Annotated in this window: 22 protein-coding genes; 7 read left to right on the top strand and 15 right to left on the bottom strand. The window is 35.6% G+C overall.

Going from position 1 to position 22,637, the window contains the following annotated elements; all coding sequences use genetic code 11:
• Positions 1-112: 112 nt before the first annotated feature.
• Both JG29_RS00555 and JG29_RS00550 read left to right on the top strand, forming a co-directional pair.
• Positions 113-1,696, top strand: a complete 1,584-nt coding sequence (locus JG29_RS00555; protein ID WP_045922029.1) for an Nramp family divalent metal transporter — start codon at positions 113-115, stop codon at positions 1,694-1,696.
• Between the two features lie 20 nt (positions 1,697-1,716).
• The gene (locus JG29_RS00550; RefSeq protein WP_156961595.1) at positions 1,717-2,157 is read left to right on the top strand and encodes a universal stress protein; all 441 of its coding nucleotides are present in this window, start codon (positions 1,717-1,719) and stop codon (positions 2,155-2,157) included.
• Between the two features lie 63 nt (positions 2,158-2,220).
• Here JG29_RS00550 and JG29_RS00545 read toward each other — a convergent pair whose 3' ends face one another.
• The 5 genes from JG29_RS00545 to pdxA form a co-directional block, all read right to left on the bottom strand.
• Positions 2,221-2,541: a PTS lactose/cellobiose transporter subunit IIA gene (locus JG29_RS00545; protein WP_045922027.1), complete on the bottom strand. Its 321-nt coding sequence runs from the start codon at positions 2,539-2,541 to the stop codon at positions 2,221-2,223.
• A 19-nt stretch (positions 2,542-2,560) separates the two neighbouring features.
• Complete coding sequence (locus JG29_RS00540; RefSeq protein WP_045922026.1) at positions 2,561-2,869, bottom strand: PTS sugar transporter subunit IIB; 309 nt, start codon at positions 2,867-2,869, stop codon at positions 2,561-2,563.
• Between the two features lie 305 nt (positions 2,870-3,174).
• Complete coding sequence (locus tag JG29_RS00535; protein ID WP_045922025.1) at positions 3,175-4,437, bottom strand: four-carbon acid sugar kinase family protein; 1,263 nt, start codon at positions 4,435-4,437, stop codon at positions 3,175-3,177.
• Positions 4,434-5,408 (bottom strand): 2-keto-3-deoxygluconate permease, encoded by a 975-nt coding sequence (locus JG29_RS00530; RefSeq protein ID WP_194239616.1) that lies wholly within the window; start codon positions 5,406-5,408, stop codon positions 4,434-4,436. The genes JG29_RS00535 and JG29_RS00530 overlap by 4 nt, the downstream gene beginning before the upstream one ends.
• The gene (pdxA, locus tag JG29_RS00525; protein ID WP_198139883.1) at positions 5,405-6,454 is read right to left on the bottom strand and encodes a 4-hydroxythreonine-4-phosphate dehydrogenase PdxA; all 1,050 of its coding nucleotides are present in this window, start codon (positions 6,452-6,454) and stop codon (positions 5,405-5,407) included. Before pdxA ends, JG29_RS00530 begins: the two co-directional genes overlap by 4 nt.
• Positions 6,455-6,623: 169 nt before the next feature.
• Here pdxA and JG29_RS00520 point away from each other — a divergent pair, with 169 nt between their 5' ends.
• Positions 6,624-8,378, top strand: a complete 1,755-nt coding sequence (locus JG29_RS00520; protein WP_045922024.1) for a sigma-54-dependent Fis family transcriptional regulator — start codon at positions 6,624-6,626, stop codon at positions 8,376-8,378.
• An 8-nt stretch (positions 8,379-8,386) separates the two neighbouring features.
• On the opposite strand, the gene JG29_RS00515 is transcribed toward JG29_RS00520, so the two are convergent.
• From JG29_RS00515 to thiT, 3 genes are all read right to left on the bottom strand, one after another.
• Positions 8,387-9,484: a DUF871 domain-containing protein gene (locus tag JG29_RS00515; protein WP_045922023.1), complete on the bottom strand. Its 1,098-nt coding sequence runs from the start codon at positions 9,482-9,484 to the stop codon at positions 8,387-8,389.
• 271 nt (positions 9,485-9,755) lie between these two features.
• A complete protein-coding gene (gene lplA, locus JG29_RS00510) occupies positions 9,756-10,769 on the bottom strand; it encodes a lipoate--protein ligase (RefSeq protein WP_045922022.1) in 1,014 nt (337 codons plus the stop codon).
• Positions 10,770-10,864: 95 nt separating this feature from the next.
• Entirely contained in the window at positions 10,865-11,437 is a 573-nt protein-coding gene (gene thiT / locus JG29_RS00505) for an energy-coupled thiamine transporter ThiT (RefSeq protein WP_052696299.1), read from the bottom strand.
• Between the two features lie 299 nt (positions 11,438-11,736).
• Here thiT and JG29_RS00500 point away from each other — a divergent pair, with 299 nt between their 5' ends.
• From JG29_RS00500 to pepT, 4 genes are all read left to right on the top strand, one after another.
• Positions 11,737-12,474, top strand: a complete 738-nt coding sequence (locus tag JG29_RS00500; protein WP_045922020.1) for a DUF475 domain-containing protein — start codon at positions 11,737-11,739, stop codon at positions 12,472-12,474.
• Positions 12,475-12,733: 259 nt separating this feature from the next.
• Entirely contained in the window at positions 12,734-13,159 is a 426-nt protein-coding gene (locus tag JG29_RS00495; protein WP_045922019.1) for an Hsp20/alpha crystallin family protein, read from the top strand.
• A gap of 343 nt (positions 13,160-13,502) precedes the next feature.
• Positions 13,503-15,122, top strand: a complete 1,620-nt coding sequence (locus JG29_RS00490) for a peptide ABC transporter substrate-binding protein (protein WP_052696257.1) — start codon at positions 13,503-13,505, stop codon at positions 15,120-15,122.
• 14 nt (positions 15,123-15,136) lie between these two features.
• The gene (gene pepT, locus JG29_RS00485; protein ID WP_045922018.1) at positions 15,137-16,378 is read left to right on the top strand and encodes a peptidase T; all 1,242 of its coding nucleotides are present in this window, start codon (positions 15,137-15,139) and stop codon (positions 16,376-16,378) included.
• A gap of 78 nt (positions 16,379-16,456) precedes the next feature.
• On the opposite strand, the gene JG29_RS00480 is transcribed toward pepT, so the two are convergent.
• The 7 genes from JG29_RS00480 to sufC are packed head-to-tail and all read right to left on the bottom strand — an operon-like array spanning position 16,457 to position 22,556.
• The gene (locus JG29_RS00480) at positions 16,457-17,047 is read right to left on the bottom strand and encodes a VIT1/CCC1 transporter family protein (RefSeq protein WP_045922017.1); all 591 of its coding nucleotides are present in this window, start codon (positions 17,045-17,047) and stop codon (positions 16,457-16,459) included.
• Positions 17,048-17,061: 14 nt separating this feature from the next.
• Positions 17,062-17,382 carry a metal-sulfur cluster assembly factor gene (locus JG29_RS00475; RefSeq protein ID WP_045922016.1) on the bottom strand — a complete coding sequence of 107 codons (321 nt, stop codon included), beginning with the start codon at positions 17,380-17,382 and terminating at the stop codon, positions 17,062-17,064.
• Between the two features lie 16 nt (positions 17,383-17,398).
• Positions 17,399-18,805, bottom strand: a complete 1,407-nt coding sequence (gene sufB, locus JG29_RS00470) for a Fe-S cluster assembly protein SufB (protein ID WP_045922015.1) — start codon at positions 18,803-18,805, stop codon at positions 17,399-17,401.
• A 1-nt stretch (position 18,806) separates the two neighbouring features.
• A complete protein-coding gene (gene sufU, locus JG29_RS00465) occupies positions 18,807-19,256 on the bottom strand; it encodes a Fe-S cluster assembly sulfur transfer protein SufU (protein ID WP_045922014.1) in 450 nt (149 codons plus the stop codon).
• Positions 19,243-20,478, bottom strand: a complete 1,236-nt coding sequence (locus tag JG29_RS00460) for an aminotransferase class V-fold PLP-dependent enzyme (protein WP_045922013.1) — start codon at positions 20,476-20,478, stop codon at positions 19,243-19,245. Before JG29_RS00460 ends, sufU begins: the two co-directional genes overlap by 14 nt.
• Entirely contained in the window at positions 20,471-21,745 is a 1,275-nt protein-coding gene (sufD, locus tag JG29_RS00455) for a Fe-S cluster assembly protein SufD (RefSeq protein ID WP_045922012.1), read from the bottom strand. The genes JG29_RS00460 and sufD overlap by 8 nt, the downstream gene beginning before the upstream one ends.
• Complete coding sequence (gene sufC / locus JG29_RS00450; protein WP_045922011.1) at positions 21,732-22,556, bottom strand: Fe-S cluster assembly ATPase SufC; 825 nt, start codon at positions 22,554-22,556, stop codon at positions 21,732-21,734. Before sufC ends, sufD begins: the two co-directional genes overlap by 14 nt.
• Positions 22,557-22,637 lie beyond the last annotated feature (81 nt).

The raw sequence follows: 22,637 nt of genomic DNA, 5'->3' as shown, positions 1-22,637 counted from the left end.
AGTTCTATTTTCAAAAATAATTACAAAAAAAATTAAGTATACCTAAATTTAAGTTTAACTTTAACAAAATAAGGAGTATTATATGTTTTGAAATAAAGAAGGAGGGATTGTAGTGGTCGAAAAACAAGCCACGAAAAAACACCACTTAATAGAATATGCCAATGGTCCTTCTTTGGAAGAAATCAACGGTACCGTTGAAGTTCCCAAAGGTAAAGGCTTTTGGCGCACATTATTTGCTTATTCAGGACCAGGAGCTTTAGTCGCTGTTGGTTATATGGATCCGGGTAATTGGTCAACTTCCATTACCGGCGGTCAAAATTTCCAATATTTATTAATGTCTATCATCTTGATTTCAAGTTTGATTGCGATGTTATTACAATACATGGCAGCTAAACTTGGCATTGTGACGCAAATGGACTTAGCCCAAGCCATTCGTGCCCGGACTAGTAAAACTTTAGGAATCGTATTATGGATTTTGACGGAGTTAGCCATCATGGCTACTGATATTGCCGAGGTTATTGGTGGCGCGATTGCTTTATACTTGCTATTTAATATTCCTTTAGTAGTCGCCGTTTTCATTACTGTTTTTGATGTTTTGCTACTATTGTTATTAACCAAAGTGGGTTTTAGAAAAATTGAAGCCATCGTTGTTGCTTTAATTATGGTTATCTTATTTATCTTCGTTTATCAAGTAGCTTTATCAGATCCTAATTGGGGCAAAATAATTGAAGGCTTAGTTCCAACTGCTCAGACAGTGTCAACTCACCCACATATTGGCGGTCAAACTCCATTATCAGGTGCTTTGGGAATTATTGGTGCGACAGTTATGCCACATAACTTGTATCTTCACTCTTCAATTTCACAAACACGTAAAATTGATCATAATGATGAAGAAGACGTAGCTCGCGGTGTGAAATTTTCTGCTTGGGATTCCAATATCCAATTAACTTTTGCGTTCTTTGTTAATGCTTTGTTATTGATTACCGGGGTAGCTGTTTTTAAATCCGGTACCGTAGAAGATCCATCTTTCTTTGGATTATATCAAGCTTTATCTGATACTTCTAAACTCAGCAACGGAATTTTGGCTGAAGTTGCACGGAGCGGAATTTTATCAACCTTATTTGCTGTAGCTTTATTGGCTTCCGGACAAAATTCTACTATCACTGGTACCTTAACTGGTCAGGTTATTATGGAAGGTTTTGTTCATATGAAAATGCCCCTTTGGCTCCGGCGTTTAGTAACGCGGCTAATTTCGGTTATTCCTGTATTAATTTGTGTGTTACTCACCAGCAATAAGCCGGCGATTGAAGAACATCAAGCCTTAAATGATCTGATGAATAATTCACAAGTCTTCTTAGCTTTTGCGTTACCATTTTCTATGTTGCCATTGTTAATGTTTACTGATAGTAAAGTGGAAATGGGAGAACGTTTCTCTAATTCCTGGTGGGTCAAACTCCTGGGCTGGATATCAGTTATTGGTTTAACCTACTTGAACTTATTAGGATTACCAGATTCCATTGCTGGATTCTATGGTGATAAAGCCACAGCCGGACAAATTCAAACTGCCCATATTATTGCTTATGTCATCATTGCACTAGTTCTGGCTCTTTTGGTATGGACTATCGTTGAACTTTATCTGGGTAATAAACGTTTTAAAGAAGAACAGGATGCCAAATTACAAGAAAGTGTAGAATAATCGAAAAGAGGTAAACCATCATGGAAGAACCAAATTTTGATTTAAAAAAAATATTAGTCGGAGTAGACAATTCGGATGATGCTCAAAAAGCTTTTAAATGTGCTATTAAATTAGCTCAAGCTACTAAGGCCCAATTATTAGTTGTCACGGTGTTAGAAAAGCATGACATGAATGTTTATGAAGTATTGGATGATGATTTTATCCATGGTAAACGTGAAGATGTTGAACAGCATGTCCAAGAATATGTTCAATTCGCAGAAAATGCTGGCGTGCAAGATGTTCAAGGTATTATTAGTGAAGGCAATCCCAGCGAAACTATCGTGGAGGATGTTATTCCTAAATATCATCCCGATCTATTAATTATCGGCTCTTTAGATATCAAAGGCCCTAAGAAAATTTTTGGTAGTCAAGCAGCCGCTATGGCCAAACATTCTCCAATCTCTGTTTTGGTCGTTAGATAATAATTAGAAAATAAAAAGGCAGCTATCTGTTGGTAGCTGCCTTTTTTGTCTCAATTATAGTGCTTAATCATCGTTTACTTTTTTATATAAATCCACGATTTCTCCGGCCAGATCTCGAAAAGTAATAGCATTCATCAAGTGGTCCTGCGCATGAGCCATCAAGAGGGTTACGGGCGCATGTTTACCGTTAGCTTCTTGAGTCAGCATATCAGTTTGAGAATTATGAGCTGCTGCTAAAAATTTATCTGCTGCTTTTAATTTAGCATCGGCCTGTTCAAAATCTCCAATTTTAGCAGCTTTAATCGCTGAGAAAGCGGCTCCTTTAGCATTTCCACCATTTATAATGAGTCCCATAACTGTTTGTAAATTATCATCTGCGTCCATCACTATTCTCCGGACAAATTTATTTAATTAATCCTAAAGCTTGATCTAAAACTTTCGGGCCATCCATCATGCCGTAATCCTGCATATTAATAACTGCTACAGGAATCGCAACCCGTTTTTTAAAATCGTCTAACATATAACTGACTTGAGGACCTAAAAGTAACACATCAGGATGGTCATTTTCTATTTTTGAATCAGCCTCGGCTGCCGAAGTTGCGAAAATTTTTGCATCAATATTTTGATCCTTAGCTGCTCTTTGCATTTTAGTAACTAATAAACTAGTTGACATACCAGCCGCACAAACTAACATAATAGTTTTTTCACTCATGATAAATTCTCCTTCGAATAATATCTATCAAACTGGCAGCAAAATAACATAAACGCTTTCAGCTTAATTTAGTCATTATTTTATCATACTTGTCTACTAGGAGAAATGAATAATATTCATTAGTTAGATGATAATTATTTTTATAGACTAACAAATAGAAAATTTAAAATTCCAATTGTAATTGGTGTCTCCAGAATATACGAGATAATAATGTCCATCAGCCGCTAAAGGAAATTAATCGTTGATAGATCCATATTTAAAAAAATTGCATCTTTGTAAGATGCAATTTTCTACATTTAATTATTTTAAACAGCATATTCTTGTGGAAAATCAGTTTTAAAGGAGTTCTCTTTCAATTTTTTAAAAGAATACGTTATCAAATCATCATAACCAAACGCTCCTGCTTTAGTAACTATATTTAAGGAGTCAAAAATCCCGCCATTTACACGCATTAATGGTACTCCAATCGCAATTTCTTCTTTAATTGATACACTATTGGCTCTAATGCCATCAAAGAAACCCTTGGCAGTATCACCTCCGGTAATAAACAAACCATTAATTGTTTGCTTTTCTATCACTTTCCGACAGATGCCACCTAAAACGGACTGAACCACACTATTAATTTCGTCCATGGAAAGCCCTTCGTTAACCAATGATTGGCGAGTATTATCCAACTCTTGAATATCACATGAGGCCGAAGAAGCAATAATTGTATCTCTCCTATTTCTTAATGATTGGATAGCCAAATCAACATATTCACTATAATTTTCGTTTTTATAGACTTGACTAATAGGCACGGCCACAACAGTAACATTATTCTGGGCAGCATATTCAATTTGTTTTCTGGTAACTTGGCTCACACTACCAACTAAACCCAGAGAAGGATTAGCCGGATAAATTTCATTCAAGATTGCTTCCATGATACCTGAAGAGCCAATCCATAATATTCTTTTATCATGTACCTTTTTTAAAAACTTGTGCACCAATACCTGCATATCTTGATCATTAATTGAATCACAGGCATAAAGTCGGCAATCGTTTTCAATTTCAAAATTATTTTTTCTTAAATCTTCTAAACTAAATAATCTCTTATTTTCATTAGGGAACGCCCGATCCAAAATTCTGAGAATATTATCTTCTTTTAAGGGCTTGATAGGATCCTTACTAAAATCGGTCTTTATTCCCCTTACTCCATTTACATATAAAATTCCATTTTTAATGATTCGATTTAAACTGGGGAGAGCATTATCAAAGATAATAAGGTCAGGAGTATATAAATTATCAATTATTTGTAATTCCTCAACAATATTACCTCTGAGTGTAGAATCAACCTTTTTAATAACATAGTCATAAGAATCTAAATTAACGGGAGATAAAATTTTAATTAATTTTCTCTTGGTTTCTTCACTAGATAAATTTCTAGTCTCCGTATCAATTACCAAAGATTCTACTTTATCTTCTAAAGAATCAGAAAATTTAACTTTAGTTGGAATCGATTTTTTAGTAAGTTGCACACCCGTATCATTAGCTCCCGTAAAATCATCTGCAATTATGAGATATTTTTTCATTTTTTGATATCTCCTTGAGGCACAGTTTTTTTATTAGTATGTTTAGCTATCCAAGAAACAAAAATCGGGCATATGATAGCAGTAATTATGACCGAAGCTGCTACTTGAGCGGTGGCTGCCGCAGCAGTTGCTCGAAAAGCCGGTAAAACTGCTGCAATTGCCGCTGGTGTAGCAGCCGCATTCCCGGCTGTGGTTCCGATTGCTGCCCCCACTTCTGGATGTTGTGAATGGACTACATACTTCATTAACAGAAAACCTAGAGAACCAGCAATAAATGTTACCAAAAGCCCTAAAATAATTCCTGGAATACCCGCCTTAAGTATTTGTTTAAAATTCAAGGCTGCTCCTAAAGAAAAGGCGAAAAATGGTATTGGCATCACCGTTCCAGCCTTCAAAAATTCCTTTAATTCCGAATCAATATTTCCCAGAATAAAACCTATAATTATCGGGATTAAAGCAGCAATAAAGAGCATTACAGGTAGATGTGCGGTTCCCGTTGCTCCTAATGCCACCATTGTAAAAAAAGGACCATCCATTAAAGTCGTTATGGATACTGCCCCAACATCACTGGCATCTCCATATTCTCCCGCTAAAGCACCGTACAGACCGCCATTAGCATTAGTCATAGAGGCAATCAAGGCCATCGGATAAATACCTAAGAAGCTGCCTTTACCAAAAAAGGCTCCAGCTAAAAAGCCAAAAAGAATTCCTAAGACTAATCTCATTAATGTTAAAATGCCACCCTTGATCAAGGGAATTCCTGCCTGTTTAACTGAGATTTGAGCCCCGTTACATAAACAAAAGAGTGATAATAAAGTTAAAGTACCTGTTTTAAATAAGGCTGTGGTAAAACCACCAATATTGAGAGCTTGCGGAGCAAAAGTATTAAAACAAGTTCCCAGCAAAAGTGGAATAACCATTAATCCACCCGGAAATTTATTAACAGCCTGTAAAATTTTCACTTCTTTCATTGGGCTACCATCTCTTTATTCTTGGCTAATTTAATTGCATAATCGATAGCATTCTCTAAACTGATCTCATTTGCTGTACCCTTTAAAGCTTGATCAAAAGCTGTTCCATGATCAACAGAAGTTCTAATGATAGGTAATCCTAAAGTAATATTTACTCCAGCCACGCTTTTCCATGTATGTTTTTGAGGATCATATTGAAAGCCTTTGAGTTTTAACGGTATATGACCTTGGTCATGATACATGGCTACAACAATATCAAACCAGCCACCGATAGCCTTAGGAAAAATAGTATCAGGAGGAATAGGACCAGAAACATTGATACCTTCCGATTTAGCAATTTCAATTGCTGGAATTATTTCATTAGCCTCTTCATCTCCAAACAAACCATTTTCGCTACTATGAGGATTTAAACCCGCGACTCCAATTTGAGGATGAGAAATTCCTAACTGTTTGCAAGCAGTATTGGCAATACGAATAACTTCCGTTACACGCGGGGTTTTCACTAAATCACAGGCTTGTCTTAAAGAAACATGAGTTGAATTGTGAACTACGCGTAAATTACCATGTGCTAACATCATTGTATAATTCTGCGTATTTGTATATTTTCCATATATTTCAGTATGACCAGCGAAATGATGCCCGGCAAGATTCATAGCTTCCTTATTTAGCGCATTGGTGACTGTTGCGTCAACAACACCCTTCATTGCTAAATCGATCACTTTTTTAACATACTGAAAGGCGGCATTGCCAGCCATTGAACTAACTTTGCCAAATTCCAATTGGTCAATATCCACCATTTGCATATCTAAAATATCAATTGTACCTGGTTGAAATTGGGCATCCTTGACATCTTTAATTGAATTGATTTTAAGACTTAACGCAGGCAAAACTTCTATTACTTTTTTGATCACATTGCTATCACCGACTAGTAAAGGCCGACATTTTTCATATAGTTGTGCTTTTTGAAATACTTTAAGAGAAATTTCAGGTCCTATACTTGCAGGGTCCCCCATGGTAATAGCTATAATTGGTAATTGTGCTGTCATCTTCAAACTCCTTTCATACTCTCTGACTTCAGTATAAAAGGGTCTCTCTGAAAGCGCTATTTTTTTCTGTTTTATTTTGTAACATTAAGTAATATAATATTCAATATATAAAAAAATTTTTAGCATAATGTTCATATAAGAAACAAATCTAATCCAAGGAGGATTTCCAATGTTCCATTTTCTAGGAATTTTACCGTATGCTGGACTTAGTAATGCAACAAGAAGAGTGGGAAGCAACTTCAAGAATGTAGATATTGATAACTTTGTAGGTGATTTAGAAAATGGAATTACCGTCTTAAATTCGAAGGATTTAACTGACTATGATGCGATAATTTCTCGGGGCGGTACTAGCAAAATGCTTACGCAAGTCACACAGTTACCTGTTATTGATATCGGCGTTTCCAAATATGATATACTGCATGCTATTCAGATCACCCAAAAATTGAGCAAAATAGCAATAGTAGGCTTTAGTTTCTTAATTAACAAGGCGCAAAATGTAATTAATGATTTTCAAAGAAATATTGATTTATTTACTATTAATTCTGAATTCGAAGCGCGGCAAAAAATTTTAGATTTACAAAAACAAAATTACGATATCGTTATAGGAGATATGGTCACTGTTCGTGTAGCTAATGGTTTAAACTTTAAATCATTACTGATTTCTTCTGATGATGAAAACATCGAAAATGCTTTGACTAATGCTTTAAATATTGTTCAATATCGGAGAAAAAATCATAATCTGGAATGCTTATTAAATAATTTTCTCAAAACTAATAATAAATCTATCGTTATTTTAGATTCCAACAAAAATATACAAAAACAATTTAATCTTCCGCATAAACAAAAAATACTCCCTCATATTAAAAAAAGAGTGGAGTTAAATAAATTGCATAATGAAATATTTAAAAGTCAAGGAAAATATTACTTAATTAGACAAGATAAGCAGAAACCTAACTTTTTATATATTAATAATTTGGCTTATTATAATCAAGAACAGCCAGCACCTTTTCCAATGAATAAATTAGAAAAAGCCATGTTTACAGCCGCTTTCAAAGCTATCTATTCTAAAGAAGAGCATCAAACTTTAGAAACCATGAATGATGATGATTTACCGGTAATTATCAGTGGTAGTGATGGTACTGGTAAAAGGTTTATTCTCAATAAAGTCCTTCAAAAACAAAAAAATGTAATAAAAATTTCTCCTATGAATACAAATATTAACCATCTATTAGATTCTGATCATATTAATAATTCACCATTATTAAGTTCCAAAAATACTATCGTCTTTGACAAATTTGAAGATTTTGACCTACAAGCACAATCTTTGATTATTGAATTTATTAACCAAACGCTTTTATTTAAAAGAAATAAATTATTTTTTACGCTGGAGAAATCTAAAGAAAAAGCATTATTAAATTTAAAAAAAGTAAATCAAATTTTTCATTCGGTCCAATTACGTAGTGTTAAAAAAATTGATAGCCTTACTGCGAATAGTCTGATAACTTTATTAATTAATGAATTTAACCAAAATTTCGGTAAAAACGTTATGGGATTAACGGATATTGCTTTTGATTGGTTAATAGATACTTACTGGAGTAATAATTTAAGACAAATTTTATTTACTTTATTAAATGCTTATCATATAGCCGAAAAACCTTATATTAATATTAAAGAACTAAAATTAGTTTATAAAAAGGAATTAATCTTTGAGAATACCCAATCTTCTGAAAAACTCCAATCTCAAGAAAAAATTCCTTTTATTATAGATTTTTCTAAAAAGCCTTCTCTGGAAGACTTAACCAATCAACTCATTAAAATAGTTCTAGTAAGAAATGATTACAATAAGTCTCAAACTGCTGCTCAATTAAAAATTTCCAGAACTACCTTATGGCGGATTCTTAACAAAAATAATTTTAATGCTTAAAAAGCAAACTACTTCTGTTCTACTAACTTAAAACTCTGCCAAGGTTGAAGATAAGCTAATAAAGGCAAGTCACTATCAGTAATTCTGCCGACTACATTGCGCCGACCATCATTAGTAAAAGAACGCAAAGCAATTTGTAATTCTCCTTTATAGCGTTCATATTTATCGTTTACCACAATAATATCCCCCCGCTGAAAGTTTTCTTCATTATTAAGGGGTGCAATAACAGCCTGGCGATATTTTACTCTTGAACTTGAAGAACGTAATAAGTAAGCAGAAGCATCCCCGCGATACAACTGCACTTCATCCAGAACAATCTGGCGCTCGATTCCAGAAATCTGCAAATTTAACTGCACATGAAGAAAAGGCTGGGGAGCTTTAAAGGCAGCGGCAATATTTTCCAGCTCCTCTTTGGAAGCATAGGCATTACCCACAATGATGTCATCAACCATATTCATTAAAAGCAAATGATTAACTTGCGAACTAACAGCACGCTGACGATCACTTTCTAAAGTAGGAAGCCCTTCACTAACTGCCCAAGGACCAGTAGTGGCCACTTGTGAAGAAATAAAAGCTGCACTATGAATATTAAATTGTCGATAAGGCTGCGAGTATTTTAGGAAAATGTCTTCACTTAAGCCGGTATAAGCTTGCGGATAAAAATTATGACAGCCCCAAAGATTGTCAACATTAGGGGCATAATCCATAATTTGTGCAAGATAGTGAGTGCCACGACTCATATTCAGTTCAATTTTTAAACCGTAAGGATTGCGGGTCATTTGCGCTTCTTCTAAACCGCTAAAGCCCTCATCCAAGCGTAATCCCCACACTTTTAATTTTGCAAAGAAAGCTAGATCATCATATTTAATATTTAAAGAAGAAAACAAACTAGGATTAATATCAACGATTACTTTCATGCCTAAAGAATTAGCATAATCTACCACTTGTTTAAATTTGGCTAAAATATCTTCCCCATTAGCACCAACTAATTGGAGTAAAGATGTAAAAACGCGTTGATAACCATATTTATGAGCTAAATCTAAATATTGTTTATCTTGAGCAAAAGTGGATTTTTCCGGATAGACAGAAACACCTAACATGCGCATACTAAATCACCTCATCATTTATCGATTAATTACCTTATTATATAGCAATAACAATTATTAAATGGAAAAATAAACGATTCGCAATAGATTTTTTGAATTGGATGCCATTTTACTTGTAACAGCTAACGTTATTGAAAACATAAATGATTACTGCAATTTCTGCTTTTATTATGATTAAAAACGCTGTTCTTATCAGCTTATTAATCAAAAAAAAAAAACGATTTTAGTGCTAAAGCTTCACTAAAATCGTTGTTTCTTACTAATCCAATCTTTATGGTTGAACTAATTGTAAAATGTCTGCCGGATTGATTCCCGTAAAATAATTACTAAGATCATTATTTTCAAAGACTGCCTTTAAACTGTCATAATCGTAGTTAATCCCAATTAATTTTTGCTCTAATTCACTTACATCTTGGGGACCAAAGAAATCTCCGTAAAAACGCGCTGCACTAATCTTGCCGTGTTGTACCTGAAAACGTGCATCAATGGTACCCATATCAAAATGTTTCCTTTTTTTGACCGTAAACTCCGGTGACTTGCCGTAAACCCAATCCCAATTATAATAATATTGCTCTTTAATCTCATCAATCTTAGTTTGATCTTGGGCTGTAATTTGATATTCATGATCTTTGATTTCATTCAAATCATGGGCATCAAATAAACTTAGTAATAAAACATCACGAAATTGTTCGGTAGTCAAATTTTGATACTGTTTAGCTAAATAAGGACGGATATTTGTTACGCGGCTGCGGATAGATTTAATACCCTTAGATTCGATTTTATCTTTATTTACATGCAAAGCCTGGGTTAAAACATCTAAATCCACATCGTAGGATAAGGTTCCGTGAGAGAATGTTTTTCCATTTTTGGTATACATAGCATTACCGGAGAACTTTTTCCCATCAACTAAAATATCATTACGTCCAGAAACTGCAGCTCCTTGAGCGCCTAATTTATGCAAGGCCTCGACCATTGGCTGTACAATTTTTGCAAAATCTCCAAATTTCTCATCCGCTGCATCAACGACAAAGCTAAAACATAAATTGCCCAAATCTTGATAAACCGCACCACCACCAGAGAGCCGACGCGTTACAGTAATGTTATGCTCTCTTACATACTCATTATTCAGTTCTTCAATAGTATTTTGATTACGACCAACAATGATACATGGACCTTCAATATAGAAAAGTACTAAAGGCTCTGAAAATTCTTTATAATTCATCAAATATTGTTCGGTAGCCAAATTATCCCGAATATCATTTGATTTCATAACTACGTAATACACTAAGCATTTCCTCCTTTAATCAGTCAAAGCGATTTCATGTTTAGTATAGTGCACTTTGCTTAAGAATTAAATACCACCTTTTTAATTGACTTCTATTAATCCTTTACCAGCACTAATTGTTTCAACACTTTCTTCAATAATAAGAAAATTATGGCCACCATTACAATATTAGCCACTGCACTACCACCATTAATAATTAAGGAATAAACCCAGGGATTCATTGATTTGGGAGCATAAGCCCCCCAAACTAGTCCCCCCGCAAAAAAGTGCAGTAAATATTTAGCGCAAACGCTTACTAAAGCACTCCAAAGCATTATCCAATAAGTCTGCTTATTAGTCTGTAACCGTAACTGCATTTGTCGAGACCACAAGCCAGCCAAACCTAAGACACCAAAAGCAACGGGATATTCCAAAATTCCCTGCCACAAATTGAGCACTGAACCTTTACTTAAGCCGCGTAAAATCAAATCTAATAAACCCCAAACTACACCTGCTGTGATTCCCGCACCTAATCCTCGACGCCAAGCATAGATGACTAAAGGGATAATACCGTATTGCAATTCAATAGATGAAACACCAATACTGTGAGGAATATAAGTTAAAGCCATAGCTAAAGCAACAATAATAGCGCCTTCAACAGTTACTAACAGTTTGTTTTTTTGCATAATAAAACACTCTCCTTTATGAATATCCCGCAAGAAGAGTGCACCACTCACCACAAATCCCTACGCTTGTACTAACAAACAGGTTCCAAGGGTCTGAACTTAATCACTCTCAGCATATAGCTCCCCTTTGCGACGATTATTCAATTTTCTATAATTTACCATAACGCAAAGTACTTTTTTTGACAACCTTTATCTCACAATGATATTGAGAGAAAATTGGGCTCTCATAGCAATTAGACTGTAATTTATGATAATATTACAATGTTCAGAGATTTAGTATAATAAAATTAAAGGAGAAGCAAGTGGACTTTATAATCAATCTTTATAAACCTTTTTTCGATCCACATAATTGGCAGACTGTAATTACTTCCCCTAATGATTGGCTCTTAATTCTTTCACTAGTAATCATGGAATGTTTATTATCAGTAGATAATTCAATTGTTTTAGCCGCGCAGGCCCATACTCTGACCCAAAAAAAGCACCAAGAAGAAGCTCTTTTTTATGGTATTTGGGGCGCTTTTATTTTTCGTTTTCTAGTTATCGGTATTGGAACCTATTTAATCAGCCTGTGGTGGATTAAAATTCTGGGTGCCGTCTATTTAATTTATATGGCCGTCCATTTTTTCTATGAAAAAATAACCCATAAGAAAAAGCACTTCAAAATGTTTAAAATTAAAGGATTATCACCAGTCTGGCAAGTTGTGGTATCGATTGAATTTACAGATATTATGTTTTCGTTAGATTCGGTCCTGACTCTAATCGCTATTTCCAATAATCCTGTTATTATCTTGATCGGTAGTATTGTAGGTATTATTGCTATGCGGGGAGTCGCTGAGGCTATCATGGGATTAATGAATAAAATTCCTGAACTGGAGCCCATGGCCTATGTTTTGATATTCTTTATTGCTATTAAATTATTTTTAACTATTCCTGCAATTGATATCGAAATTCCGAATACTATTTTCACTTCAGTATTAGTTATTGCTTTTGTCATAACTTTCGTTATTCACTTTTGGCGAAAACGTCGAAAAGCTAATTAAAATCTTTCTCAGATGATAAAAATTACTCTTATTATCAATAAGTTGAAACTTCAACCTAAATTAGAACTATGCCTGGGGTTAAAAACTGATATCACCAGATGTTCTAACTACTAACTTTCAATGGTAAAAAATTCATTATCTTCTACCAAAGTTTTTAAATTAGCACTCAACAATTAAGAGTGCTAATTGCTTGCTTCTTTTCTGTCAAGCTACTACTATATAGTTGTACGAAGGAAGAGAAGAAAGGAAGTAATCAGTTATGGCAAACAATTTAATGAATCGTCGTAATGATGCGTTTGATATGTTTAATAATATGGATCGTTGGTTTAATAATTGGGGCTCCGATTTTCCAGCTATCAATATGAAAACTGATGTTTCTGAATCAAAAACAGCTTATGATGTAGTTATTGATCTTCCTGATATGGATAAGAAAGATATCTCCATAACCTATGATAATGATATTTTAACGGTTTCTGCTCATCGTGATTCTTTAAATAATGCTAGCGATAAAGATGGCAACTTAATTATGAATGAGCGTTCTTATGGTCGTTTTAGTCGGCAATATCGTTTGCCAGATGTTGATCGCCAGCAAATATCCGCTAAATACGAAGATGGTAGTCTAAAGATTAACTTACCAAAAGCTCAAGATTTACCAAATAACAATACTAAAATTAATATTGATTAATTATCTCTATTTTTAAGGTGGTAACTGGTAATAATCCAGTTATCACCTTTTTTTGTGAGGCTAGTTTTTCCTCTTGTCTATAGCAATTTAAACAATTTACACAGTAGAATCTAGCCAATTATTTAAAAGACCATTAATTATAATAAATGACTAATTCATTTTTATTAGGAAAGATAGCTGGCCTATCATTTTTATCAAATAATGTCATCTTTTTGTAGCTTGACTTTGCTTAATGCCTCTCTTATAATTCTCATTATAATTTAATCTTGATGCATCATTTGAGATTTTAAAAGTATTCGGAACAGCCCGATTTTAATTTTTGTACCATAAAGGAGGAGAAGTTATGAAGTTAGCTCGCGCTGCAATATCTGTTTTTTTAGCAGCTGTTACGGTAATTGGAACTGTCTCAACAGCTCAAGCAGCAACTAAACAAGAACTTAACTGGACCGAAAGTGTAGACATCGCTTCAGTTGACAACGCTCAAGCTACAGATACTCTCAGCTTCAATATTTTATTAAATACCCAAGATTCGCTTTATCGATTGGATAAACAAGGCAAACCGCAGGCCGCTCTCGCCCAAAAAACAACTATCTCCAAAGATGGTAAAACCTATACTTTCAAAATCAGGCCGAACGCTAAATGGTCTAATGGCGATCCGATTACTGCTAAAGACTTTGTTTATTCTTGGCGGCGTGTAGTTAATCCTAAAACGGGATCACAAAATGCTTTCAATTTCTTCCAAATTAAAAATGCGAAAGCCATTAATTCCGGAAAAATGGATCCTGATCAACTAGGAGTTAAGGCTCCTGATGATCATACTTTTGTAGTTAGCCTTTCCAGACCCGTTTCTTATTTTAAAAATTTAGTTTCGTGGCCTTTATTTGCTCCGGAAAATCAGAAAGTTGTAGAAAAATACGGCAAAGCTTACGGAACTAGTGCAACTAAGACTGTTTCTAGCGGCCCATTTATACTCAAAGGCTGGGATGGAACCAATGCTTCTTGGACCTTGGCTAAAAACCCGCACTACTGGGATAAAAAGCATGTCAAATTAAATAAAGTTAACGAAAGTGTCGTGAAAGATGCCCAAACGGGTATCAATCTTTATCAAAATAAAAAAGTTCAAGAAACCGTTCTGATTGGTGAACAAGTACCACAATTTAAGGGACAAAAAGACCTTATTTTCCGTCATGCTTCTGGAATTGTTCGGATTGATATGAATCAAAAGAAGATTAAAGCCTTTCAAAATCGTGATGTCCGCAGAGCCTTGTCTCTAGCTGTCAATCGTAAACAATTAACCAAAAATGTTTTACAAGACGGTTCTCTGGAACCAAAAGGATTTACTCCTGTGGGATTGGCTAAAGATCCAACTACCAAAAAGGATTTTGCTAAGCAAACCGTCGTGAAAGATGCTGTCTCCCATAACTTGCCTCAGGCCAAAAAGCTTTTGGCCAAAGGTCTCAAAGCAACTAATACCAAAAAATTAGACTTAGAGCTAATGGTTGATGATAGCCCTAATACCAAAAAGACCGGGGAATTCGTCCAGGGTGAACTGGAAAAATTACCGAAAGTCAAAGTTCATATTCAAAGCCTTCCTAAAGTACAAAGACTATCACGAGAGCGAAAGGGCGATTATGATATGGTTATAGCTACTTGGAATGCAACTATTTCTGATCCTATAAACTTCTTAGATATCTGGGAATCCAACTCCACTTATAATGATTCCAATTGGAAAAACGAGAAATTTGATCAATATCTTGAACTTTCAGAAAACAAATATGCTAATCAACCGGCCAAACGCTGGAGTTATTTACAAAAGGCGGAACGTGAATTAATGAAAGATCAAGGAACTATTCCGCTTTATCAAGTAACTCAAGCCCAATTATTAGATCCTAAAGTCAAAGGCATTATTTATAACGGCTCTAGTGTTCCTTATGATTGGAAAACTGCTTATATTAAAAAGTGAGGTTATTGCAGATAATGAAATATGATATTGATAGTCAAGAAGTTTTAGATAATTTTTTAACCTATGCCAAAATTAATACTCGTTCTGATCCTCAAAATTCTCAACAAATTCCTTCAACCGCTTGCCAAATGGATTTGGCCCGAGTTCTGGAGCAGCAGCTCAAAGATTTAGATTTACAAGATGTCAAAATTAATCCGCATAATGCTTATGTAACGGCACTTTTACCAGGTAATAGTAATGAAGATCAGCCTACTATCGGCTTTATTGCCCATTTAGACACTGCCGACTTTAATGCAGAAAATATCCAACCGCAAGTCCACTATAATTATGATGGTCAACCGATTAAATTTGCTAATGGTCTACAATTAACTACTACTGAATTTCCTAATCTGAAGAACTTTCTCGGACAAACCCTCATTACAACTGATGGAACCACTTTACTAGGTGTAGATGATAAAGCCGGTATTGCAGGAGTAATGAGTGCTGTTAGTCATTTAGTTCAGCATCCTGAAATTAGCCATGGACCAATTAAAGTAGGCTTTGGTCCTGATGAAGAAATTGGCCAAGGGGCAAAACACTTTGATGTGGATGATTTTCAGGCCGACTTTGCCTATACCTTAGATAATGGTGATTTAGGTGATATTGAATATGAGACTTTTAATGCTGCTCAGGCCATTATTGATATTCAAGGTAAAAGCGTCCATCCCGGTCAAGCTAAAGAAGGCGGATTAGTTAATGCAATCAGCATTGGCGAACAATTAGACCAAATGATCCCCACTGCAGAACGGGCAGAACTCACGGAAGGGCGCGAAGGTTATTACCTAATGTTAAAATTTTCAGCCAGTATTGAACATGCTCGTTTGCTTTATATTATTCGTGATTTTGATCATCAAAAATTTGAACTACGTAAAAAAGTTGTACAACAAGCAGTTGAACAACTTAATCAGCAATTAGATCAACCACGTATTCAGCTTAAACTTCAAGACGAATATTATAATATGGCTGATATCATTCAAAAAGATCCTTATCCTATTGAACTGGCACAACAAGCTCTGCAAAACTTAGGTATCACTCCGAAAATTAAAGCTTTTCGCGGGGGAACAGATGGTTCTTTGATCACTTATAAAGGTTTACCTACTCCCAATTTGTTTAATGGCGGCGATAATTTCCATGGACCTTATGAATTTGTCACAGTAGAAGCAATGCAAAAATTAGCAGCTACAATTATTGAAATTAGCCATCTTGCCCACAAGTAAGACTTAAAAATTAAGCACTGATTAATGAGTTACCTCTCATCTGATCAGTGCTTTTTATTATAGATTTAATTATGTTGACTAAACGGATAATACACTACCCAAAATATAAGTGATTATGATCGTCAAAAATCCGACTAAAACATTTCTTATAATCGTTTTTCCGATAGAAATATGATTACCTAAGGTACTAAAAACAGCATTCAAACATAAAGCTAATCCCATTAAACAGGCAGTATTAAAAATTCGCCATTGAGGTGTTGATAAGGTAATGGCTAATAAAGGAATGAGAGCACCCATAATAAAAGATAAAAAGGAAGTACCGGCAGCATGTAAGGGCATTAATAAATCCTTTTTGTGTAACTGTGGTGCATCAATCGTTTTAGCTTTTAAACTGGCCTGACTTGTCATTGTTTCTACTTGCAGATCACGTTGGGTACTAACAGATATCCACTCGCCACCAGCCATCGAACAAGCACCAGCAAGCATCCCTGATATTCCCGTAATCAACAAACTTCGACTATCCAAATTAGCTCCGGTAGCTCCCAGAACAATTCCGGAAATAGAAATAATTCCATCATTAGCACCTAAAATACCAGCACGCAAAACACTTAGTCGGTCCCAAAAATATAATTTAGTATTTCTTAAACCTTTGATCAAACTATTTATCATTTTTCTGACCTCAATTAATCATGAATTCCTAAAGTTAGACGCGCATAGCGACTCAATCGATCTATACTCCAAGCCGGCTCCCAAACTAAATTAATTTGACATTCGTCAATCCCAGCAATAGCTGTGACTGCTTCTTTAATTTGTTTATCCAGTGTATCTGCCAAAGGACAACCCATAATTGTTAAGGTCATCGTAATAGTACAAGTTCTTTTTTGCACCTGAATATCATAAATTAACCCTAAATTAATTAGGTCAATTCCTAATTCTGGATCATCAACTTCCTCTAAGGCTGCTGCTACTTGGTTTTCTAAATCTTTATCAGATAATTCTGTCATTCATTAATCCTCCGGATTAACCAATGGAACCTTCCATTTCAAAACTAATCAAACGATTTAATTCAACAGCATATTCCATTGGCAGTTTTTTAGTAAAAGGCTCTACAAAGCCCATTACTATCATTTCAGTGGCTTTGGCTTCTGAAATACCACGGCTCATTAAATAATATAATTGTTCTTCTGAGATTTTAGATACTCGCGCTTCATGTTCCATGGCTACATGACCATTTAAAACCTTATTATAAGGAATAGTATCTGATGTAGATTGATCATCCATTATAATGGTGTCACATTCAACATGAGACTTGGAACCGGTTGAATTCTCATTAAAAATTACCGTCCCACGATAATCTACGGCTCCACCATCTTTAGCAATCGATTTGGAAACAATGGAACTAGAAGTATGAGGAGCATTATGCACCATTCGGGCGCCTGAATCTTGATCCATTCCCTTGCCCGCTACAGCAATCGACAACATGGTTCCGCGAGCATGAGGGCCATTTAAATAAACACTAGGATATTTCATGGTAGTTTTAGAACCTAAATTACCATCAACCCATTCCATAGTAGCATTTTCAGCAGCAGCAGCTCTTTTAGTTTCCAAACTATAGACATTTGTGGACCAATTCTGAATAGTAGTGTAGCGACAATAAGCATCTTTCAAAACATTTACTTCGACTACCGCAGCATGTAGGCTATCAGATGAATAATTAGGAGCAGTACAGCCCTCGACATAATCAACACTGGCTCCCTCATCGACAATAATCAGAGTACGCTCAAATTGACCAGAATTTTCTGCATTAATCCGAAAATAAGATTGTATTGGTGTCTTAGTCCGCACTCCCTTGGGTACATATATAAAAGTTCCACCGGACCAAACGGCGGCATTTAAAGCCGTAAATTTATTACTTGTCGGCTGCACCAACTTGCCGAACCATTTTTTAAATAAGCGTGGGTATTTTTTTAAAGCGGTATCGGTATCAGTAAAAATAATCCCTAATTGCTGAAATTGCTCCTGCATTTTATGATAGACAACCTCTGATTCATACTGTGCTGAAGAACCTGCTAAATATTTCCGCTCTGCTTCAGGAACTCCTAAACGCTCAAAAGTGGTTTTTATTTGGTTGGGCACTTCATTCCAATCCCGATATTTTTTATCGGTCATCTTTTGATAATAAAGCATGTTTTCTAAATCAATGCCGGATAAATCCGGACCAAAGTTCGGCATTGGTAATTTTTGATATATTTGATAAGCCTTTAAGCGATAATCTAGCATCCATTGCGGTTCTTGCTTAGCCTTGGAAATTTGACGTACTGTATCCTCAGTTAAGCCTCGCCCTGTAGAAAATTTGGGCTGCAAATCATCATGAAAGCCATATTCATAATTGTGCTTTTCTGAAACAATATTTGGTATGTCTGCCATCTTATTCTCCCTCATTTTCTTTCAACGCCTTTTTTAATGACCACCAAGCAAGCGTGGCACATTTAATACGCGTAGGAAATTTTACAACTACAGCTAGGATAGCTGCATCTTGTAATAATGATAAATCAGCTTGTGTACATTGAACTCCCAGCATCATCTGTGAAAAAATATGAGCTCTTAATAAGGCCTGCTCTTTAGTTTTACCTTTGATAGCATCAGTCATCATACTAGCTGATGCTTGGCTGATTGTACAACCATTACCCGTAAAGCCAATCTGTGTAATCGTATCTTGTGAGTTTAAATAAAGTTGTAAATGAATCAGATCTCCACAGCTAGTATTCTCTAGAGTAGCGCAATAATTAGCGTTTGCAATAGCACCATAATTATGAGGATGCTGAGCATGATCCAAAATTACTTCGCGATATAAATTATTTAGCTTACTTAGACTCATAAGTGAAAAACTCCCTTGTTTCTTGTAGTGCAGTTAATAATTGTTTAATATCTGCCAATGTATTATATAAATATATACTTATTCGTACACTCGCATTAATACCTAATGTTTGCATCAGTGGCTGGGCACAGTGATGGCCGGCACGAACCTCTACACCCTCTTGATCCAAGGCAGTAGCTACATCATGCGGATGAATACCCTGCAAATTAAAAGAAACAATTCCACTTGCCAGCTGCTGTTGTGGACTATAAATTGTAATGCCGGGTATTTCTTTTAATCGTGGTAACAAATAAGCAAGTAATTTTTGTTCATAATCTGCAATTTGACTCATACCGAACTGCTGTAAATAATCAATTGCCCAACCTAAACCGAGAGCACCGATAATATTAGGAGTTCCCGCTTCTAATTTGGCTGGCAAATCTGCCCAGCTACTTTGATATAAGCCTACGTGATTGATCATTTCTCCGCCATATTGCCACGGTTTTAGCTGCTCTAATAATTCATATTTACCATACAAAACACCAATACCTGTGGGAGCAAGCATTTTATGGCCTGAAAAAGCATAAAAATCCACATCTAATTTCTGCACATCTACGCACATATGGGGTATTGCTTGAGCACCATCTACTACTAAAATAGCCCCTTTTTGATGCGCCCAATGAGCAATTTGTTCAATAGGATTAATAACACCTAAGACATTGCTGACATGGCAGAGAGCAACTACTTTAGTTTTATTGGTAATTTTTTGTTTAAGCTCAACTAAATCAAGCTCATGATCTTTGGTTAAGTTAATATAATTTAGCTTAATTCCTTTTTTCAAAGCTAATTGTTGCCAAGGAACCAAATTACTATGGTGTTCCATGACAGAAAGAACAATCTCATCTCCAGCGTGTAGATATTGTTCCCCGTAAGAATGCACAATTAAGTTTAAAGACTCCGTAGTCCCATGGGTAAAAACGATCTCATTTGCGTGGGCAGCATGAATAAAATGTTGTACTTTTTGTCGAGCTTGCTCATAAGCTTCGGTAGCTTCTTGAGCTAAAGTATATACTCCACGATGAACATTCGCGTTTTTAGTTTGATAAAAATTTTGTGTTTTATCTAATATTGGCTGTGGCATTTGGGTTGTAGCGGCATTATCCAGATAAGCTAGACGTTCACCATTAATTTTGTGTTCTAAAATAGGAAAATCAGCTGCAACATTAGCTAAACTCTTAACCATGAATTAATTTCCTTTCCACAGTAGCAATTAATTGCTGGCGCATTTGATTATTAGGCATTCCAGCAATGACCGGCCCTAAAAAGCCACGAATAACTAAATTTTGGGCGGTTTGAGCATCAATGCCCCGACTCATTAAATAATACATTTGTTCCTGATCGACTTGACCAATGCTGGCAGCATGTCCGGCTAAAACATCATTTTCATCAATTAACAAAATAGGATTAGCATCACCGCGCGCTTGATCAGATAACATTAAAACTCGATTTTCTTGTTCCGCGTTGGCCCCATGAGCACCGTGAATAATATGTCCAATACCATTAAAAGTTAACTGTGATTGATCTAATAAAATTCCCCGCTGCACGATATTGCCCACGGTTTGTTGACCACGATTAACGACTCTAGTATTAACTCCGACACGTTGCTGACCCGTACTTATTGCTATTACCTGAGCGTCAGATTGAGATTCACGTCCGTTTAATTCCGAAGCAAAATCGCCAATCGTAGGACCATCATTCATCATCCCAATAGACCATTCAACCTGGGCCTGGTCCGCCACAACTGCTCGACGATTTAAATAAGCTCTTGTATTAATTGCTAATTCATCTATAGCGGCAAAATGGACCCGACTATATTCTTGTGCAATAATTTCTACTACACAATTAGCAACATTAGTTTGATCTCCTTGAGACGATAATTGGGTCATGACCGAAACCTGACTTCTACTGCCGGCTACCAGTAAAAGATGATGAACTAAGGGCTCTTTGAAAGTATTATCTTGGATAATCTTGACAGTTATAGTTTCAGACAAATGCACATTCTCGGGTATATAAATAAAAATACCATTATTCATCAGCGCACAATTATAACTAATAAGTTTATCTTCATCTGGACGCAATGCAGCTTTAAAATAATATTTACGCAACAGTTGCGGATAAGTTTGTAAAGCAGTAAAAATGTCAGTAACAATAACACCTTGAGCCTGCAGCTCAGGATTTAATTGTACTTGTCCTGTAGATTGTCCTTTTTGAATAATAAAATTATCTAAATTAGCAGGGTCAACTTTAGGTACATCTGAAGTACAGATTTGTGAGTCCATCGGAGCAATTAAGGGCCAATCATGAAAATGAAATTGGGGAATTACAGGCCAGGATAACTGCGAAATTAATTTTAAAGCCGCTTGTCGCTGCTGCAAAAACCATACCGGTTCTTGATGCTGTTGGCTAATGCTATGAAGAGACTGTTCGAGATTGGTTTTAATTACGCTCATTTTTGGCCTCCGCAGATTCATCTACTAAATCAATATTTAAACCTAATTCATCTCGGAGACCAGCATAACCTTCTTGCTCTAAACGCTTAGCTAATTGGGCATCACCTGATTGGATTATTTTTCCCCCCATCATCACATGAACAAAATCAGGCACAATATAATTTAACAAGCGCTGATAATGGGTAATAATTAAGGAGCCGAAATTGTCTCCCCGCATAGAGTTCACCCCTTTAGCTACTACCTGCAAAGCATCAATATCCAAACCAGAATCAATCTCATCCAAGAGTGCAAAACTGGGTTTGATCATTAGTAGCTGCAATATCTCATTACGTTTTTTTTCACCACCGGAAAATCCTTCATTTAAATATCTTTCAGCCATGGATTCATTCATATCTAACAATTGTAAATTTTTATCTAACTCTTGAATAAAATCTCGTACACTCATCGGCTGGTCATTAGGGCGGCGGGCATTAATTGCAGTTCTTAAAAATTCGGCGTTGGTAACCCCTTGAATTTCTGCAGGATATTGCATGGCCAAAAACAGACCTTGACGCGCTCGTTGATCAACAGGCCAAGCTAAAATACTTTCTCCGTCCAGCAAAATATCGCCTTGAGTGACTTGGTAAGCTGAATTTCCCATAATGGTTTGGGATAAAGTCGATTTCCCAGTTCCATTCGGACCCATAATGGCATGAATTTCCCCTGTCTTAATGGTTAAATTCACGCCTGTTAAAATTTCTTTAGTAATTTGCTGTCCCTGCTCTTCACTAGTAACACTGACATGCAAGTCTTTAATTTCTAACTTTTTCATTACTGAAATATCTCCCTTAACTGTTAAGATTAACTAAATCATAATGTAATAGTCTTTATCCTAATTATTAATTTTGAACTT

Source organism: Bombilactobacillus mellis (assembly GCF_000967245.1).
Lineage (GTDB): Bacteria > Bacillota > Bacilli > Lactobacillales > Lactobacillaceae > Bombilactobacillus > Bombilactobacillus mellis.
Note: the sequence above shows the minus strand (reverse complement) of the source record. Positions and strands in the feature narration are given on the sequence as shown.

Bases quoted from the DNA above. Each gene is read 5' to 3' on its own strand.
- JG29_RS00550 (WP_156961595.1), top strand. From the start codon at position 1,717: ATGGAAGAACCAAATTTTGATTTAAAAAAAATATTAGTCGGAGTAGAC.
- JG29_RS00545 (WP_045922027.1), bottom strand. From the start codon at position 2,541: ATGGACGCAGATGATAATTTACAAACAGTTATGGGACTCATTATAAAT.
- JG29_RS00540 (WP_045922026.1), bottom strand. From the start codon at position 2,869: ATGAGTGAAAAAACTATTATGTTAGTTTGTGCGGCTGGTATGTCAACT.
- JG29_RS00535 (WP_045922025.1), bottom strand. From the start codon at position 4,437: ATGAAAAAATATCTCATAATTGCAGATGATTTTACGGGAGCTAATGAT.
- JG29_RS00530 (WP_194239616.1), bottom strand. From the start codon at position 5,408: ATGAAAGAAGTGAAAATTTTACAGGCTGTTAATAAATTTCCGGGTGGA.
- pdxA (WP_198139883.1), bottom strand. From the start codon at position 6,454: ATGACAGCACAATTACCAATTATAGCTATTACCATGGGGGACCCTGCA.
- JG29_RS00520 (WP_045922024.1), top strand. From the start codon at position 6,624: ATGTTCCATTTTCTAGGAATTTTACCGTATGCTGGACTTAGTAATGCA.
- JG29_RS00515 (WP_045922023.1), bottom strand. From the start codon at position 9,484: ATGCGCATGTTAGGTGTTTCTGTCTATCCGGAAAAATCCACTTTTGCT.
- JG29_RS00495 (WP_045922019.1), top strand. From the start codon at position 12,734: ATGGCAAACAATTTAATGAATCGTCGTAATGATGCGTTTGATATGTTT.
- JG29_RS00490 (WP_052696257.1), top strand. From the start codon at position 13,503: ATGAAGTTAGCTCGCGCTGCAATATCTGTTTTTTTAGCAGCTGTTACG.
- pepT (WP_045922018.1), top strand. From the start codon at position 15,137: ATGAAATATGATATTGATAGTCAAGAAGTTTTAGATAATTTTTTAACC.
- JG29_RS00480 (WP_045922017.1), bottom strand. From the start codon at position 17,047: ATGATAAATAGTTTGATCAAAGGTTTAAGAAATACTAAATTATATTTT.
- JG29_RS00475 (WP_045922016.1), bottom strand. From the start codon at position 17,382: ATGACAGAATTATCTGATAAAGATTTAGAAAACCAAGTAGCAGCAGCC.
- sufB (WP_045922015.1), bottom strand. From the start codon at position 18,805: ATGGCAGACATACCAAATATTGTTTCAGAAAAGCACAATTATGAATAT.
- sufU (WP_045922014.1), bottom strand. From the start codon at position 19,256: ATGAGTCTAAGTAAGCTAAATAATTTATATCGCGAAGTAATTTTGGAT.
- JG29_RS00460 (WP_045922013.1), bottom strand. From the start codon at position 20,478: ATGGTTAAGAGTTTAGCTAATGTTGCAGCTGATTTTCCTATTTTAGAA.
- sufD (WP_045922012.1), bottom strand. From the start codon at position 21,745: ATGAGCGTAATTAAAACCAATCTCGAACAGTCTCTTCATAGCATTAGC.
- sufC (WP_045922011.1), bottom strand. From the start codon at position 22,556: ATGAAAAAGTTAGAAATTAAAGACTTGCATGTCAGTGTTACTAGTGAA.